Below are 14,373 nucleotides of genomic sequence, written 5' to 3' on the forward strand. Positions count from 1 at the left end.
GTTCCATCCAACTTCACAGGTGTGCACTTGATTGTGTATGCAATTGTTACTAACGGTAGAATTTCACCTATCCCTCCTATCTGCTCGCAGCACCCGCAGACTTTCTGAAAGAAGAAGATAACCTACTTATCCGTTGCTATGATTATACTAAAGTTTCTACTTTTTTGCAAATAGATTTTTAAATTTTTGACTAATGGTTTGAATCAGGGTCGGAAGTTTGACGACCTTGTCATTGCCCAGTTTTTCGCGAGCAATTTTAAGAATGGCACCTGAGTCTTTTGAAGCAAAGAGGAATTTTCCTCTGTCTGTAAAGACTTCGAAGTGGCGACTGATTTTGCGACCAGTGACATTAGCTCCAATTTGGTTGATATGGCTCCAAGGAATCTGGATAAATTGTTCAACATTGACATCGGGGTAAAATTCCAAAGCCTGATCTCCGACAAGGAATTTCCCAACTTTCCCAGCTATAGAGAGGTAGGAGGTGCCTGTCGTATTGAGGAGCACTGTTTTGTTAAGTGATTGAGCCATGCTTAGTCTTCCTTACTTTCACCGAAAAAGGCATTGTAGAGGGCTTTAATAGCTGCTTTCTCTTGGTCCTTATGGACAACAAACATGATAGACACTTCACTAGAACCTTGAGACATCATCTGGATGTTGATCTTATTTTCAGATAGAGCACGTGTCGCAGTAGCAGTTACTCCGATATGGCTCTTCATCTTTTCTCCAACAATCATAATGATTGAAAGGTCGTGCTCGATTTCTGCATGGTCTACTTCAGCCTTTTGAACCAACTGACGAAGGATTTCTTCTTCCTTGATAGGAGTTAGTTCGCGAGAACGGAGAATGATTGAAAGATCGTCGATACCTGTTGGCATATGTTCCCAACCGATGTTAAGATCTTCAAGGATTTGAAGAACCTTGCGTCCAAATCCAACCTCACGGTTCATGAGGTATTTAGACATGTTGATGCTGACAAAGCCTGAGTCACCAGCAATTCCCACAACTGGAAATTCATCACTACTGTGTTTTAGAACGATACGAGTACCTGGATGATCAGGATTGTTGGTATTCTTGATAACCAGAGGAATTTTTCCACGGTAGGCAGGAAGAAGTGCTTCGTCATGAAGAACTGAGAATCCTGCATAGGCTAACTCACGCATTTCACGGTAGGTTAACTCAGGGATTGAGTGTGGTTGGTGGATAATACCAGGGTGGGCTGCAAAGATACCATCAACGTCTGTAAAGTTTTCATAGAGGTCTGCCTTAACACCGGCAGCAATGATAGAACCTGTAATGTCTGATCCTCCACGTGAGAAGGTACAGATTTGATTTTCCTTGGTAACTCCAAAGAAACCAGGAATGACAAGAACTTCATTTGTATTTGTCAATTCTTCAATCTTATCATAACTTGATGGAATGATGCGAGCGTGACCAGGCTCACTTGTGACCACAATACCAGCTTCTCTAGGGTGCACATAGCGTGCATCGATCCCGTTTTGGTTAAAGTAGGCAGCAATCAATTTAGCATTGTTATTTTCACCGGCTGCTAGGAAGGTATCGTAGAGAAATTCATTCTCTTCGATAGGAAGAGTGGCTAAGGCCCGAATGCTTTTAGAGATTTTTTCTAAAACCGCAGGTTTTAGTCCCAATTCACTCACCATAGCAGCATAGCGGTCAATAATCCAGCTTTGGCTCTTGCTAATATCGTTACCAGCAACATAGTCGCGGTAGTATTTAATCAAGGCATCCGTAACCTTAGTATCTTCAGCATTGCGTTTTCCTGGTGCAGAAACAACTACAAAACGACGCTCTGAATCGCTTTTTACGATGTTTAAAACTTTTTCTAATTGACTAGCAGAGGCAAGAGAACTACCTCCAAATTTAACAACCTTCATAAGAACTCCTAAAGTAAGTATTTTATACGATTATAGCAGAAAGAAAGCCTTTTTTCAATGAAGAAAATAGTATAAAGCGAGCCTTTCTAATCGGCTGAGACACTTTCAGTTGATTTTTTCTTGCTTTCTGATTTTAAAAAAGATATACTTTGAAAATAGAATAATTTAAACTGCTTATAAAATAAAAAGGAGTCCAAATGGAACACATTATTTATCAGCTTGAAGAGGACTTGGCAATCATTACCTTGAACCGTCCTGAGGTCGCAAATGGTTTTCATATCCCTATGTGCGAGGAGATTTTAGAAGCTCTGACTTTGGCAGAAGAGGATCCAGCTGTGCATTTTGTCTTGATCAACGCGAATGGCAAAGTTTTTTCAGTTGGGGGAGATTTAGTAGAGATGAAGCGGGCAGTAGATGAGGATGATATTCCATCATTGACGAAAATCGCAGAATTGGTCAATACTATTTCTTATAAAATCAAGCAAATTGCAAAGCCTATTTTGATGGAGGTTGATGGGGCTGTTGCAGGTGCTGCAGCGAATATGGCTGTTGCTGCAGATTTTTGTCTGGCAACGGATAAGGCTAAGTTTATCCAAGCCTTTGTCGGAGTTGGCTTGGCTCCGGATGCAGGAGGAATTCATCTCTTGAGTCGAAGTATTGGTGTGACGCGTGCTGCTCAATTAGCCATGACAGGTGAGGCTTTGTCCGCAGAAAAAGCTCTGGAGTGGGGTCTTGTTTATCGGGTCTCTGAAGCTGATAAACTTGAAAAGACGAGAGAACAGCTTCTTAAAAAATTAAGACGTGGTTCAAGTAATTCCTATGCTGCCATCAAGAAGTTGGTTTGGGAGAGTCAATTTAAAGACTGGCAGAATTACGCCACTTTAGAACTGAACCTACAGGAATCACTAGCGAAAACAGAGGATTTCAAAGAGGGAGTTCGGGCTCATTCGGAAAGAAGAAGACCTAAATTTACAGGAAAATAAAAAAATACTTGCACCATTCTTTGAAGTTTGATATAATTCTTTTGTCAAATGTTTTGATTGTAAAAGTTTTTTTGAAAAGGAGGGAAGGAAAGATTGGACTACCAACGAATTAATGAATATTTAACATCTATATTTAATAATGTCCTCGTTATCGAGGAAGTTAGCTTGAGGGGTAGTCGTTTCAAAGATATCTCCATCAAAGAAATGCATACGATTGATGTGATTGGGAAATTCCCAGATGTGACACCAAGTCAAGTGTCAAAAGAGTTGATGGTGACTCTTGGGACAGTTACGACTAGTTTGAATAATCTCGAACGCAAGGGTTACATTGAACGCGTTCGTTCAGAACATGATAGACGTGTGGTGCATCTGCATTTGACAAAGAAAGGTCGCTTGGTTCATAGACTACATAAACGCTTCCACAAGGCTATGGTTGAAAAAATCATTGATGGTATGAGTAAGCAAGAGATGGAGGTTATGAGCAAAGGTTTGACCAATCTTTATCAATTTTTGGAGGATTTGAGATAATGGCTTTTGCAAAAATAAGCCAGGTTGCTCATTATGTGCCAGAGCAAGTGGTTACAAATCATGATTTGGCTCAGATTATGGATACCAATGATGAGTGGATTTCAAGTCGGACGGGAATACGACAAAGGCATATTTCAAGAACAGAATCTACTAGTGATTTGGCTACAGAAGTTGCCAAGAAACTGATGGCAAAAGCTGGAATCACAGGAGAGGAGTTGGATTTTATCATCCTAGCTACCATTACTCCAGATTCGATGATGCCCTCTACAGCTGCTCGTGTTCAAGCTAATATTGGTGCTAATAAGGCCTTTGCTTTTGACCTAACAGCGGCTTGCAGTGGATTTGTATTTGCTCTTTCAACTGCTGAAAAGTTTATCGCTTCTGGTCGCTTTCAAAAAGGCTTGGTGATTGGTAGTGAGACCCTCTCTAAAGCAGTCGATTGGTCAGACCGATCAACAGCTGTTTTGTTTGGAGATGGTGCTGGTGGAGTCTTGCTAGAAGCTAGCGAGAAAGAGCATTTTTTGTCTGAGAGTCTCAATAGTGATGGGAGTCGTAGCGAGTGTCTAACTTATGGACATTCAGGCTTGCATTCTCCGTTTTCAGATCAAGAAAATGCAGATTCATTTTTGAAGATGGATGGGCGCGCGGTCTTTGATTTTGCTATTCGGGACGTAGCCAAGTCTATCAAGCAGACTATTGATGAATCTCCTATAGAGGCGACAAACTTGGATTATCTGCTACTTCATCAGGCTAATGACCGTATTTTGAATAAGATGGCTAAAAAAATTGGTGTCGACCGAGATAAACTTCCAGCCAATATGATGGAATATGGCAATACCAGTGCAGCCAGTATCCCGATTTTACTTTCAGAGTGTGTAGAACAAGGCCTTATCCGTTTAGATGGTAGCCAGACTGTTCTTTTATCAGGCTTCGGTGGAGGCTTGACCTGGGGCACGCTCATTCTTACAATTTAGGTAATCATGTGGTGAACACATTGTTATAAAAAACTATTTATTTTAAAGGAGTCCTATCATGGCAGTATTTGAAAAAGTACAAGAAATTATCGTTGAAGAACTTGGAAAAGACGCATCAGAAGTAACACTTGAATCAACTTTTGATGATTTGGACGCAGATTCATTGGACTTGTTCCAAGTAATCTCAGAAATTGAAGATGCTTTTGATATCCAAATCGAAGCAGAAGATGACTTGAAAACAGTTGGTGACTTGGTTGCCTACGTTGAAGAGCAAACAAAATAAGCAGAATATAAGATAGAAGGAGTAGGGAAACCCGCTCCCTCTTGTTTAGGCAATAGTTTGATTGTCAAATTATGACGGTATCGAACTATTACGTAAGCAAGAAACGATGGAGGCACTATGAAAACGCGTATTACAGAATTATTGAACATTGATTATCCTATTTTCCAAGGAGGGATGGCCTGGGTTGCTGATGGTGATTTGGCAGGGGCTGTTTCCAAGGCTGGAGGACTAGGGATTATCGGTGGGGGGAATGCCCCTAAAGAAGTTGTCAAGGCAAATATTGATAAAATCAAATCATTGACGGATAAACCCTTTGGTGTCAACATCATGCTCTTGTCTCCCTTTGTGGAAGATATTGTAGACCTCGTTATCGAGGAAGGTGTTAAGGTAGTGACAACAGGAGCAGGAAATCCAAGTAAATACATGGAACGTTTCCATGAAGCTGGTATTACGGTTATTCCTGTTGTACCAAGTGTTGCACTAGCTAAACGCATGGAAAAAATCGGTGCGGACGCTGTTATTGCAGAAGGAATGGAGGCCGGGGGGCATATCGGTAAATTAACAACCATGACCTTGGTGCGCCAGGTTGCTGCTGCTGTATCTATTCCTGTTATTGCTGCAGGAGGGATTGCGGATGGTGAAGGTGCTGCTGCTGGCTTTATGCTAGGTGCAGAGGCTGTTCAGGTTGGAACTCGTTTTGTCGTTGCAAAAGAGTCTAATGCCCATCCAAATTATAAGGCAAAAATTTTAAAAGCTAGAGATATTGATACTACGATTTCAGCCCAACACTTTGGACATGCTGTTCGTGCGATTAAAAACCAATTGACTCGTGATTTTGAACAAGCTGAAAAAGATGCCTTTAAACAAGAAAACCCAGATTTGAAAATTTTTGAACAAATGGGAGCGGGTGCTCTAGCCAAAGCGGTTGTTCACGGAGATGTGGATGGCGGATCTGTTATGGCAGGTCAGATTGCAGGGCTTGTTTCCAAAGAAGAAACCGTTGAAGAAATCCTAAAAGATTTGTATTACGGAGCAGCTAAGAAAATTCAAGAAGAAGCCTCTCGTTGGGCAGGAGTTGTAAGAAATGACTAAAACAGCCTTTTTATTTGCTGGTCAAGGTGCCCAGTATCTAGGTATGGGTCGTGACTTATATGATCGCTACCCTATTGTCAAAGAAACGATTGATCAAGCGAGTCAGGTACTTGGTTATGATTTGCGTCATCTCATTGATACGGAAGAAGCAAAACTCAATCAGACCCGCTATACGCAGCCAGCTATTTTAGCGACTTCAGTTGCTATTTACCGTTTATTGCAAGAAAAGGGCTATCAGCCTGACATGGTTGCTGGTTTGTCTCTTGGAGAATACTCTGCCTTGGTAGCCAGCGGTGCCTTGGATTTTGAAGATGCGGTAGCCTTGGTTGCTAAGCGTGGCGCTTATATGGAAGAAGCGGCTCCTGCTGGCTCTGGTAAGATGGTCGCAGTTCTCAATACGCCAGTAGAGGTCATTGAAGAAGTCTGTCAAAAAGCTTCTGAACTTGGAGTGGTTACCCCAGCCAACTATAATACACCTGCACAAATCGTGATTGGTGGAGAAGTGGCTGCAGTTGACCGAGCTGTCGAACTCTTGCAGGAAGCAGGTGCCAAACGCTTGATTCCTCTCAAGGTTTCAGGACCTTTTCATACCGCTCTCCTTGATCCTGCTAGCCAGAAACTAGCTGAAACTCTAGCTCAGGTAAGTTTTTCAGATTTCACTTGTCCATTAGTCGGTAATACAGAAGCTACGGTCATGAAAAAAGAAGACATTGCTCAACTCTTGACGCGTCAGGTCAAGGAACCAGTTCGTTTCTATGAAAGTATTGCAGTTATGCAAGAAGCAGGCGTAACCAACTTTATCGAGATTGGACCGGGGAAAGTCTTGTCAGGCTTTGTCAAAAAAATTGATAAGACAGCTAAACTAGCCAATGTTGAAGATCAGGCTAGCTTGGAAACCTTGCTAGAAAACAAGTAATCCCTTCTCCCATAAATACAAGAGGAAACAGGAGAAAAGAATGCAACTAAAAAATAAAAATATCTTTATTACAGGTTCGAGTCGTGGAATTGGTCTTGCCATTGCCCACAAGTTTGCTCAAGCAGGAGCCAACATCGTCTTAAACAGTCGTGGGGCAATCTCAGAGGATTTGCTTGCCGAGTTTGCAGACTATGGTGTCAAGATAGTTCCTATTTCAGGAGATGTATCAGATTTTGCAGACGCTAAGCGTATGGTTGATCAAGCTATTGCAGAGTTGGGTTCAGTAGATGTTTTGGTCAACAATGCAGGGATTACCCAAGATACCCTTATGCTCAAGATGACAGAAGCAGATTTTGAAAAAGTACTCAAGGTTAACCTGACTGGTGCCTTTAACATGACACAATCAGTCTTGAAACCGATGATGAAAGCCAGAGAAGGTGCTATCATTAATATGTCTAGTGTTGTTGGTTTGATGGGAAATATCGGTCAAGCTAACTATGCAGCTTCTAAGGCTGGTTTGATTGGTTTTACCAAGTCTGTGGCGCGTGAAGTAGCCAATCGCAATATCAGGGTTAATGCTATTGCACCTGGAATGATTGAGTCCGATATGACAGCTGTTCTATCAGACAAGGTAAAAGATGCCATGCTGGCGCAAATTCCTATGAAAGAATTTGGGCAGGCAGAGCAGGTTGCAGATTTAACAGTATTTTTAGCAGGCCAAGATTATCTAACTGGTCAAGTGGTTGCCATTGATGGTGGCCTCAGTATGTAGCAGAAGCTAGAGGTAAAAAAGATGAAACTAAATCGTGTAGTAGTAACAGGTTATGGAGTAACATCTCCAATCGGAAATACACCCGAAGAATTTTGGAATAGTTTGACAACTGGAAAAATCGGAATTGGTCCAATTACAAAATTTGATCATAGTGACTTTGATGTGCATAATGCGGCAGAAATCCAAGATTTTCCTTTTGATAAATACTTTGTTAAGAAAGATACCAATCGTTTCGATAACTATTCTTTGTATGCCTTGTACGCAGCCCAAGAAGCTGTTAATCATGCAGGTCTTGATGTAGAGGCTATTGACAAGGATCGTTTTGGTGTTATCGTGGCCTCTGGTATTGGTGGAATCAAAGAAATTGAAGATCAAGTGCTTCGTCTAAATGACAAAGGACCGAAACGTGTGAAACCATTGACCCTTCCAAAAGCCTTGCCAAATATGGCTTCAGGAAATGTTGCTATGCGTTTTGGAGCAAACGGTGTTTGTAAATCCATCAATACTGCCTGCGCTTCATCAAATGACGCGATTGGGGATGCCTTCCGCTCCATTAAGTTTGGTTTCCAAGATGTTATGTTGGTAGGTGGTTCAGAAGCCTCTATCACACCTTTTGCTATCGCTGGTTTCCAAGCCCTAACAGCTCTCTCTACTACAGAGGATCCATCTCGTGCTTCTATTCCATTTGATAAAGACCGTAACGGTTTTGTCATGGGAGAAGGTTCAGGGATGTTGGTTCTTGAAAGCCTTGAGCACGCCGAAAAACGTGGGGCTACTATTCTTGCTGAGGTGGTTGGTTACGGAAATACCTGTGATGCCTACCATATGACTTCTCCTCATCCAGAAGGTCAAGGAGCTATCAAGGCTATCAAGCTAGCCTTGGAAGAAGCTGAGATTTCTCCAGAACAAGTAGCCTATGTCAATGCTCACGGAACGTCAACTCCTGCTAATGAAAAAGGAGAAAGTGGCGCTATCGTTGCTGTTCTTGGTAAGGAAGTACCTGTATCATCAACCAAATCATTCACAGGACATTTGCTGGGTGCTGCAGGTGCAGTAGAAGCTATCGTAACAATCGAGGCTATGCGTCATAACTTTGTACCAATGACAGCTGGAACAAGTGAAGTATCAGATTATATCGAAGCCAATGTCGTTTATGGACAAGGCTTGGAGCAAGAAATTCCATACGCTATTTCAAATACTTTTGGTTTTGGTGGCCACAATGCAGTTCTTGCTTTCAAACGTTGGGAGAATAAATAAGTATGAATTTAAACGATATTAAAGACTTGATGGCCCAATTTGACCAATCAAGTTTGAGAGAATTTTCTTATAAGAATGGGACGGATGAGTTGCAGTTTAGCAAGAATGAAGCTAGACTGGTATCTGAAGTTGTATCTCAAGTCACTCCAGCGCCCGTTCTAGCAACACCAAGTCCAGTAGCTCCTTCATCTGCGCCAGCAGAAACTGTAGCAGAAGAGTTTCCAGCTCCAGCTGAAACAAGTGTGGCTGCTGAGGGAGATGTTGTAGAGAGCCCACTTGTTGGGGTGGCTTACTTGGCTGCTGGTCCTGATAAACCTGCATTCGTTACAGTTGGTGATAGTGTTAAAAAAGGTCAAACATTGGTAATTATCGAAGCCATGAAAGTCATGAATGAAATCCCAGCTCCTAAGGATGGTGTGGTAACGGAAATTCTCGTTTCTAACGAAGAAATGGTTGAGTTTGGTAAAGGATTGGTACGTATCAAATGATCGATATTCAAGGAATCAAAGAAGCTCTTCCTCACCGTTATCCTATGCTACTAGTAGACCGTGTCTTGGAAGTGAGCGAGGATACCATTGTTGCCATCAAAAATGTGACCATCAATGAGCCCTTCTTTAACGGTCATTTTCCTCAATATCCAGTTATGCCAGGTGTTCTGATCATGGAAGCCTTGGCGCAAACAGCTGGTGTTTTGGAATTGTCAAAACCTGAAAATAAAGGAAAACTGGTCTTTTACGCTGGTATGGACAAGGTTAAATTCAAGAAGCAAGTTGTACCAGGTGACCAATTGGTTATGACGGCAACGTTTGTAAAACGTCGTGGCACGATTGCTGTGGTTGAAGCAAAGGCTGAAGTGGATGGCAAGCTTGCAGCCAGTGGTACTCTTACCTTTGCAATAGGGAACTAAGGAGGTTCTCCATGTTTCGAAAAATTTTAATTGCCAATCGTGGTGAAATTGCGGTTCGTATTATCCGTGCGGCGCGTGAATTGGGGATTGCGACGGTAGCGGTTTATTCAACTGCTGATAAGGAAGCCCTTCATACGCTTTTGGCAGATGAAGCAGTTTGTATCGGCCCCGGTAAGGCAACGGAGTCTTATCTTAACATTAATGCGGTTCTATCAGCTGCAGTCTTGACTGAAGCTGAAGCTATTCACCCTGGTTTTGGATTTCTCAGTGAAAATTCCAAATTTGCAACCATGTGTGAAGAAGTGGGCATCAAATTTATCGGTCCATCTGGTCATGTTATGGATATGATGGGGGACAAGATTAATGCACGTGCTCAGATGATCAAAGCTGGTGTGCCTGTCATTCCAGGTTCGGATGGAGAAGTGCATAACTCTGAGGAAGCTTTGATTGTTGCTGAAAAAATTGGCTATCCTGTTATGCTCAAGGCTTCAGCAGGTGGAGGTGGTAAAGGGATTCGTAAGGTTGAAAAACCAGAAGACCTCGTTTCAGCCTTTGAAACGGCCTCTAGCGAAGCCAAGGCCAATTATGGAAATGGTGCCATGTACATAGAACGGGTCATCTATCCAGCTCGTCATATCGAGGTTCAAATCTTAGGAGATGAACACGGAAATGTGATTCACTTGGGGGAACGGGATTGTTCTCTTCAACGGAATAACCAAAAGGTTTTGGAAGAAAGTCCTTCAATTGCAATCGGAAAAACGCTGCGTCATGAAATCGGTGCGGCTGCTGTTCGAGCTGCAGAGTCTGTTGGTTATGAAAATGCAGGGACCATTGAGTTTCTTCTTGATGAAGCCAGTGGTAAATTCTATTTTATGGAGATGAATACTCGTGTACAAGTAGAACATCCAGTAACAGAATTTGTTTCAGGTGTGGATATCGTTAAGGAACAGATTCGCATTGCGGCAGGTCAGCCTCTGTCTGTTAAGCAAGAAGATATTGTCCTACGCGGTCATGCCATCGAGTGTCGTATCAATGCAGAAAATCCAGCCTTCAACTTTGCTCCTAGTCCAGGTAAGATTACCAATCTCCATCTGCCAAGTGGTGGAGTTGGCTTGCGCGTGGATTCAGCAGTTTATCCAGGCTATACCATTCCACCTTATTATGATAGTATGATTGCTAAAATCATCGTTCACGGTGAAAATCGTTTTGATGCCTTGATGAAAATGCAACGAGCCCTCTATGAACTAGAGATAGAGGGGGTGCAGACCAATGCAGATTTCCAGCTTGACCTCATTTCAGATCGTAATGTCATTGCTGGAGATTATGATACTTCCTTCTTGATGGAAACCTTCTTACCTAAATATCAAGAAAAAGAATAAAATGACTTCAAGAGTTTAAACCGAAAAGGGGAATCAATGGCTCTATTTAGTAAAAAAGATAAGTATATTCGAATCAATCCCAATCGTTCGGTTAGGGAAAAACCTCAAGCTAAGCCAGAGGTTCCAGATGAATTATTCTCCCAGTGTCCAGGCTGTAAGCATACCATTTATCAGAAGGATCTGGGAAGTGAGCGTATCTGTCCACATTGTAACTACACCTTTCGTATTTCTGCCCAAGAACGCTTGGCTTTGACGATTGATATGGGGACTTTCAAGGAATTATTTACGGGGATTGAAAGCAAGGATCCCTTGCATTTCCCTGGTTATCAAAAGAAACTAGCAACTATGCGTGAAAAAACAGGTCTGGATGAAGCTGTTGTGACAGGAACAGCTCTTATTAAAGGTCAGACTGTGGCTCTTGGGATTATGGATTCTAACTTTATCATGGCTTCTATGGGTACGGTTGTAGGTGAAAAAATCACTCGATTATTTGAATATGCGACTGTTGAACAATTGCCAGTTGTTCTTTTCACAGCATCTGGTGGAGCCCGTATGCAGGAAGGAATCATGAGTCTCATGCAGATGGCCAAGATCTCTGCAGCGGTTAAACGCCATTCAAATGCTGGTCTCTTTTATCTGACCATTTTGACAGATCCAACGACAGGTGGTGTGACAGCTTCTTTCGCTATGGAGGGCGATATCATTCTGGCTGAACCACAGAGCTTGGTTGGTTTTGCTGGGCGTCGTGTGATTGAAAATACGGTTCGTGAAAACTTGCCTGAGGATTTTCAAAAGGCAGAATTCCTACTGGAACATGGCTTTGTAGATGCTATTGTCAAAAGAAGAGATTTGCCAGATACGATTGCTAGCCTAGTCAGATTGCATGGAGGGTGTCCTAGATGAATATTGCAAAAATAGTCAGAGAAGCGCGTGAGCAGAGTCGCTTGACAACCTTGGACTTTGCGACAGGCATTTTTGATGAATTTATCCAATTACACGGTGACCGTTCTTTTCGTGATGATGGTGCAGTTGTCGGTGGTATTGGCTGGCTTGGAGATCAAGCTGTCACAGTGGTTGGTATCCAAAAAGGCAAGAGCTTGCAAGACAACCTCAAACGGAATTTTGGACAACCACATCCAGAAGGCTATCGCAAGGCCCTACGGTTGATGAAACAAGCTGAAAAATTTGGCCGTCCAGTTGTGACCTTTATCAATACTGCAGGTGCCTATCCTGGTGTGGGAGCGGAAGAACGCGGTCAAGGGGAAGCTATCGCTCGCAATCTTATGGAAATGAGTGATCTGAAAGTTCCGATTATCGCCATCATTATCGGTGAAGGTGGTTCAGGTGGGGCTTTGGCTCTAGCAGTTGCAGACCGTGTCTGGATGCTGGAAAATTCTATCTATGCCATTCTCAGCCCAGAAGGCTTTGCTTCCATTCTATGGAAGGACGGAACTCGTGCCATGGAAGCGGCAGAGCTGATGAAAATCACTTCTCATGAACTGCTAGAAATGGACGTGGTGGACAAGGTGATTTCTGAAGCAGGACTTTCTAGCAAAGAATTAATTAAGAATGTCAAAAAAGAACTCCAAGCTGAGCTAGCTAGACTTTCGCAAAAACCGTTAGAAGCGTTGTTGGAAGAGCGTTACCAACGATTTAGAAAATACTAATACTTCAGAATACATAAAAACTAGAGCTGGCAGTCAGTTCTAGTTTTTATGTGGTTCTTACTTTATACCAAGGGGAAAGTCAAAAGGTGCCTGGAAGACCAAACACCTTTTCGATTATTCATTTTCTTCTGTTACAAATTGACTAAGCAGTCCATTGATAAAACGGGCTGATTTTTGATCTGAAAAATTCTTAGCAAGTTCAATAGCTTCATTGACTGCTACCAGCTGAGGTGTATCAAATGATGTGATTTCAAAGATACCTAAGCGTAGTAAGTTTTTTTCGACCAAGGTCAATCGTTCAACTGTCCAGCCTGACTTGAGGTGCTGGTTTATTTGTTTATCCAACTCGTCTTTTTGAGCTTGAACGCCAGAAACCAAGTTCAGAAGAAAGGCAGGGATTTGCACATCTGCATCTTCACGGTCATGCGTGTAGGCAAAGTGACAAGCTGTTTCCATATCTGTGCCGAATTCAAGGCTCATAAGAGCTTGAAAAGCACATTTACGAAGTTCACGTCTAGATTCTAATAATGGACTAGTCATTGAGGAAGTCCTCGTTAAATAGATCTTTCAACTCAGGTTTTGGTGTTTTATCTGGAACGATTCCTGCAACATGGATATTAACAGCAGCAAGTTCCACATCAGCCATATCTCGGACAGCATCTTTGACTGCTTTTTGAATAGCAAGAGCCACTTTTGGTACTTTTACACCGTACTCAAGGTAGAGATAGATGTCAGCAGTTAGCTCTTCATTGTTTTCTTTTAAGTAGACGCCGCGACCAAGAGAGAGTTTTGATAGGGTATCAGATACGGATTTATTTGAAAATGAGTGAACACCATCAACTTTAGCAGTTGCGATGGCAATGATTTTTTCAAGTACACGTGGAGCGATAACGATTTCGCCAAATTGTTCTTCAATTCCCATAGAATGACCTCTTTCTAGAGATTAGGCACGAGAAACGTAAGTTCCTTCTGCAGTGTTGATGATCAATTTTTGTCCAGCTTCGATGAAGTCAGGAACGTTGACAACAAGTCCAGTTTCCATAGTTGCTGGTTTACCAGAACCTGTGACAGTAGCACCTTTGATAGATGGTTGTGTTTCAGCAACTGTCAATTCAACAGTAGTTGGTACAGTTACACCGATTACTTCAGTTCCGTAGAATTGGATTTTCACATCAGAGTTTTCAAGGATGTAAAGCAATTCATTTTCAACATTTACGACTGGGATTTCGTATTGGTCGTACGTTTCAGTGTTCATGAAGTAGGCTGTTTCATCCATTTTGTACAAGTATTGAGCTGGAACAGTTTCGATAATAGCTTGTTCGAATTTTTCTTCTGGACGGTAGCTTGTGTCAAATGTAGAACCAGTACGGACATCACGCAATTTCATACGCATGATTGTGTTCCCTTTACCTGGTTTGTGGTGGCTAGCTTCCAAAACGCGGATCAATTTTCCGTCTGCAGTTTCAAATGTCATACCAGCTTTCAATTTGCTTGCTTCAATCATGTTTTTACCTCTTTAATAAATATTATTACTCTTCATTTTACCATAAAATCTTCTGGAAATAAAGCCAAAATAGTTATTGGGAGATGGTAGGGGAGAAAAAGAATATTGTCTAGTCAGGTGGGGTGCTTGACGTGAAAGAGTATTCACCACGTTTTTTATTATATTTCAAAAGGCCGAAGTAAGTTTACTCCGACCTGTTAGCATTGTCTTAAAAAG

Annotated in this window: 18 protein-coding genes; 13 read left to right on the forward strand and 5 right to left on the reverse strand. The window is 42.0% G+C overall.

The genetic code is table 11. From position 1 onward, the window contains the following. Positions 1-156 precede the first annotated feature (156 nt). Both N5909_RS05520 and N5909_RS05525 read right to left on the reverse strand, forming a co-directional pair. Positions 157-528 carry a DUF956 family protein gene (locus N5909_RS05520; protein ID WP_000079350.1) on the reverse strand — a complete coding sequence of 124 codons (372 nt, stop codon included), beginning with the start codon at positions 526-528 and terminating at the stop codon, positions 157-159. A gap of 2 nt (positions 529-530) precedes the next feature. Further along, complete coding sequence (locus N5909_RS05525) at positions 531-1,895, reverse strand: aspartate kinase (RefSeq protein WP_271630956.1); 1,365 nt, start codon at positions 1,893-1,895, stop codon at positions 531-533. 197 nt (positions 1,896-2,092) lie between these two features. Here N5909_RS05525 and N5909_RS05530 point away from each other — a divergent pair, with 197 nt between their 5' ends. The 13 genes from N5909_RS05530 to N5909_RS05590 all read left to right on the forward strand — a co-directional run bounded on the left by N5909_RS05530 (position 2,093) and on the right by N5909_RS05590 (position 12,653). Then, complete coding sequence (locus N5909_RS05530) at positions 2,093-2,878, forward strand: enoyl-CoA hydratase (protein ID WP_153209171.1); 786 nt, start codon at positions 2,093-2,095, stop codon at positions 2,876-2,878. 93 nt (positions 2,879-2,971) lie between these two features. Continuing rightward, a complete protein-coding gene (locus tag N5909_RS05535; protein ID WP_237447238.1) occupies positions 2,972-3,406 on the forward strand; it encodes a MarR family winged helix-turn-helix transcriptional regulator in 435 nt (144 codons plus the stop codon). After that, on the forward strand, positions 3,406-4,380 hold the full coding sequence (locus tag N5909_RS05540; protein ID WP_049502055.1) for a beta-ketoacyl-ACP synthase III: 975 nt from the start codon (positions 3,406-3,408) through the stop codon (positions 4,378-4,380). Before N5909_RS05535 ends, N5909_RS05540 begins: the two co-directional genes overlap by 1 nt. 58 nt (positions 4,381-4,438) lie before the next feature. Continuing rightward, positions 4,439-4,663 carry an acyl carrier protein gene (locus N5909_RS05545; protein WP_000257838.1) on the forward strand — a complete coding sequence of 75 codons (225 nt, stop codon included), beginning with the start codon at positions 4,439-4,441 and terminating at the stop codon, positions 4,661-4,663. Positions 4,664-4,780: 117 nt separating this feature from the next. Then, a complete protein-coding gene (gene fabK / locus N5909_RS05550) occupies positions 4,781-5,755 on the forward strand; it encodes an enoyl-[acyl-carrier-protein] reductase FabK (RefSeq protein WP_271630957.1) in 975 nt (324 codons plus the stop codon). After that, positions 5,748-6,671, forward strand: a complete 924-nt coding sequence (gene fabD, locus N5909_RS05555; protein ID WP_033682259.1) for an ACP S-malonyltransferase — start codon at positions 5,748-5,750, stop codon at positions 6,669-6,671. Before fabK ends, fabD begins: the two co-directional genes overlap by 8 nt. Before the next feature lie 40 nt (positions 6,672-6,711). Beyond that, positions 6,712-7,443: a 3-oxoacyl-[acyl-carrier-protein] reductase gene (gene fabG / locus N5909_RS05560; RefSeq protein WP_271630958.1), complete on the forward strand. Its 732-nt coding sequence runs from the start codon at positions 6,712-6,714 to the stop codon at positions 7,441-7,443. Positions 7,444-7,464: 21 nt separating this feature from the next. Beyond that, complete coding sequence (fabF, locus tag N5909_RS05565; protein WP_033682257.1) at positions 7,465-8,700, forward strand: beta-ketoacyl-ACP synthase II; 1,236 nt, start codon at positions 7,465-7,467, stop codon at positions 8,698-8,700. 2 nt (positions 8,701-8,702) lie between these two features. Then, on the forward strand, positions 8,703-9,188 hold the full coding sequence (accB, locus tag N5909_RS05570; protein ID WP_033682256.1) for an acetyl-CoA carboxylase biotin carboxyl carrier protein: 486 nt from the start codon (positions 8,703-8,705) through the stop codon (positions 9,186-9,188). Next, on the forward strand, positions 9,185-9,607 hold the full coding sequence (gene fabZ, locus N5909_RS05575) for a 3-hydroxyacyl-ACP dehydratase FabZ (protein ID WP_000565515.1): 423 nt from the start codon (positions 9,185-9,187) through the stop codon (positions 9,605-9,607). Before accB ends, fabZ begins: the two co-directional genes overlap by 4 nt. Positions 9,608-9,618: 11 nt before the next feature. Then, on the forward strand, positions 9,619-10,986 hold the full coding sequence (accC, locus tag N5909_RS05580; protein WP_033682255.1) for an acetyl-CoA carboxylase biotin carboxylase subunit: 1,368 nt from the start codon (positions 9,619-9,621) through the stop codon (positions 10,984-10,986). A 36-nt stretch (positions 10,987-11,022) separates the two neighbouring features. Continuing rightward, the gene (gene accD / locus N5909_RS05585; protein ID WP_070479851.1) at positions 11,023-11,889 is read left to right on the forward strand and encodes an acetyl-CoA carboxylase, carboxyltransferase subunit beta; all 867 of its coding nucleotides are present in this window, start codon (positions 11,023-11,025) and stop codon (positions 11,887-11,889) included. Continuing rightward, the gene (locus N5909_RS05590; protein WP_049487035.1) at positions 11,886-12,653 is read left to right on the forward strand and encodes an acetyl-CoA carboxylase carboxyl transferase subunit alpha; all 768 of its coding nucleotides are present in this window, start codon (positions 11,886-11,888) and stop codon (positions 12,651-12,653) included. The genes accD and N5909_RS05590 overlap by 4 nt, the downstream gene beginning before the upstream one ends. Positions 12,654-12,767: 114 nt before the next feature. Here the strand turns inward: N5909_RS05590 and nusB are convergent, their stop codons facing one another. The 3 genes from nusB to efp are packed head-to-tail and all read right to left on the reverse strand — an operon-like array spanning position 12,768 to position 14,157. Further along, on the reverse strand, positions 12,768-13,193 hold the full coding sequence (gene nusB, locus N5909_RS05595; protein WP_000203638.1) for a transcription antitermination factor NusB: 426 nt from the start codon (positions 13,191-13,193) through the stop codon (positions 12,768-12,770). Further along, positions 13,186-13,575 carry an Asp23/Gls24 family envelope stress response protein gene (locus tag N5909_RS05600; RefSeq protein ID WP_000510573.1) on the reverse strand — a complete coding sequence of 130 codons (390 nt, stop codon included), beginning with the start codon at positions 13,573-13,575 and terminating at the stop codon, positions 13,186-13,188. The genes nusB and N5909_RS05600 overlap by 8 nt, the downstream gene beginning before the upstream one ends. Positions 13,576-13,596: 21 nt before the next feature. Continuing rightward, positions 13,597-14,157: an elongation factor P gene (gene efp, locus N5909_RS05605; RefSeq protein WP_000568643.1), complete on the reverse strand. Its 561-nt coding sequence runs from the start codon at positions 14,155-14,157 to the stop codon at positions 13,597-13,599. Positions 14,158-14,373 lie beyond the last annotated feature (216 nt).

This window comes from Streptococcus gwangjuensis, assembly GCF_028156745.1.
In the GTDB taxonomy this organism is placed as follows: domain Bacteria; phylum Bacillota; class Bacilli; order Lactobacillales; family Streptococcaceae; genus Streptococcus; species Streptococcus gwangjuense_A.

What these genes read in the sequence shown, in the direction of transcription:
- nusB (WP_000203638.1), bottom strand. Translation starts at nt 13,193, where the DNA reads ATGACTAGTCCATTATTAGAATCTAGACGTGAACTTCGTAAATGTGCT.
- accC (WP_033682255.1), top strand. Translation starts at nt 9,619, where the DNA reads ATGTTTCGAAAAATTTTAATTGCCAATCGTGGTGAAATTGCGGTTCGT.
- fabG (WP_271630958.1), top strand. Translation starts at nt 6,712, where the DNA reads ATGCAACTAAAAAATAAAAATATCTTTATTACAGGTTCGAGTCGTGGA.
- N5909_RS05545 (WP_000257838.1), top strand. Translation starts at nt 4,439, where the DNA reads ATGGCAGTATTTGAAAAAGTACAAGAAATTATCGTTGAAGAACTTGGA.
- N5909_RS05540 (WP_049502055.1), top strand. Translation starts at nt 3,406, where the DNA reads ATGGCTTTTGCAAAAATAAGCCAGGTTGCTCATTATGTGCCAGAGCAA.
- N5909_RS05590 (WP_049487035.1), top strand. Translation starts at nt 11,886, where the DNA reads ATGAATATTGCAAAAATAGTCAGAGAAGCGCGTGAGCAGAGTCGCTTG.
- accB (WP_033682256.1), top strand. Translation starts at nt 8,703, where the DNA reads ATGAATTTAAACGATATTAAAGACTTGATGGCCCAATTTGACCAATCA.
- fabF (WP_033682257.1), top strand. Translation starts at nt 7,465, where the DNA reads ATGAAACTAAATCGTGTAGTAGTAACAGGTTATGGAGTAACATCTCCA.
- N5909_RS05600 (WP_000510573.1), bottom strand. Translation starts at nt 13,575, where the DNA reads ATGGGAATTGAAGAACAATTTGGCGAAATCGTTATCGCTCCACGTGTA.
- fabK (WP_271630957.1), top strand. Translation starts at nt 4,781, where the DNA reads ATGAAAACGCGTATTACAGAATTATTGAACATTGATTATCCTATTTTC.
- efp (WP_000568643.1), bottom strand. Translation starts at nt 14,157, where the DNA reads ATGATTGAAGCAAGCAAATTGAAAGCTGGTATGACATTTGAAACTGCA.
- N5909_RS05520 (WP_000079350.1), bottom strand. Translation starts at nt 528, where the DNA reads ATGGCTCAATCACTTAACAAAACAGTGCTCCTCAATACGACAGGCACC.
- N5909_RS05525 (WP_271630956.1), bottom strand. Translation starts at nt 1,895, where the DNA reads ATGAAGGTTGTTAAATTTGGAGGTAGTTCTCTTGCCTCTGCTAGTCAA.
- N5909_RS05530 (WP_153209171.1), top strand. Translation starts at nt 2,093, where the DNA reads ATGGAACACATTATTTATCAGCTTGAAGAGGACTTGGCAATCATTACC.
- fabZ (WP_000565515.1), top strand. Translation starts at nt 9,185, where the DNA reads ATGATCGATATTCAAGGAATCAAAGAAGCTCTTCCTCACCGTTATCCT.
- accD (WP_070479851.1), top strand. Translation starts at nt 11,023, where the DNA reads ATGGCTCTATTTAGTAAAAAAGATAAGTATATTCGAATCAATCCCAAT.
- fabD (WP_033682259.1), top strand. Translation starts at nt 5,748, where the DNA reads ATGACTAAAACAGCCTTTTTATTTGCTGGTCAAGGTGCCCAGTATCTA.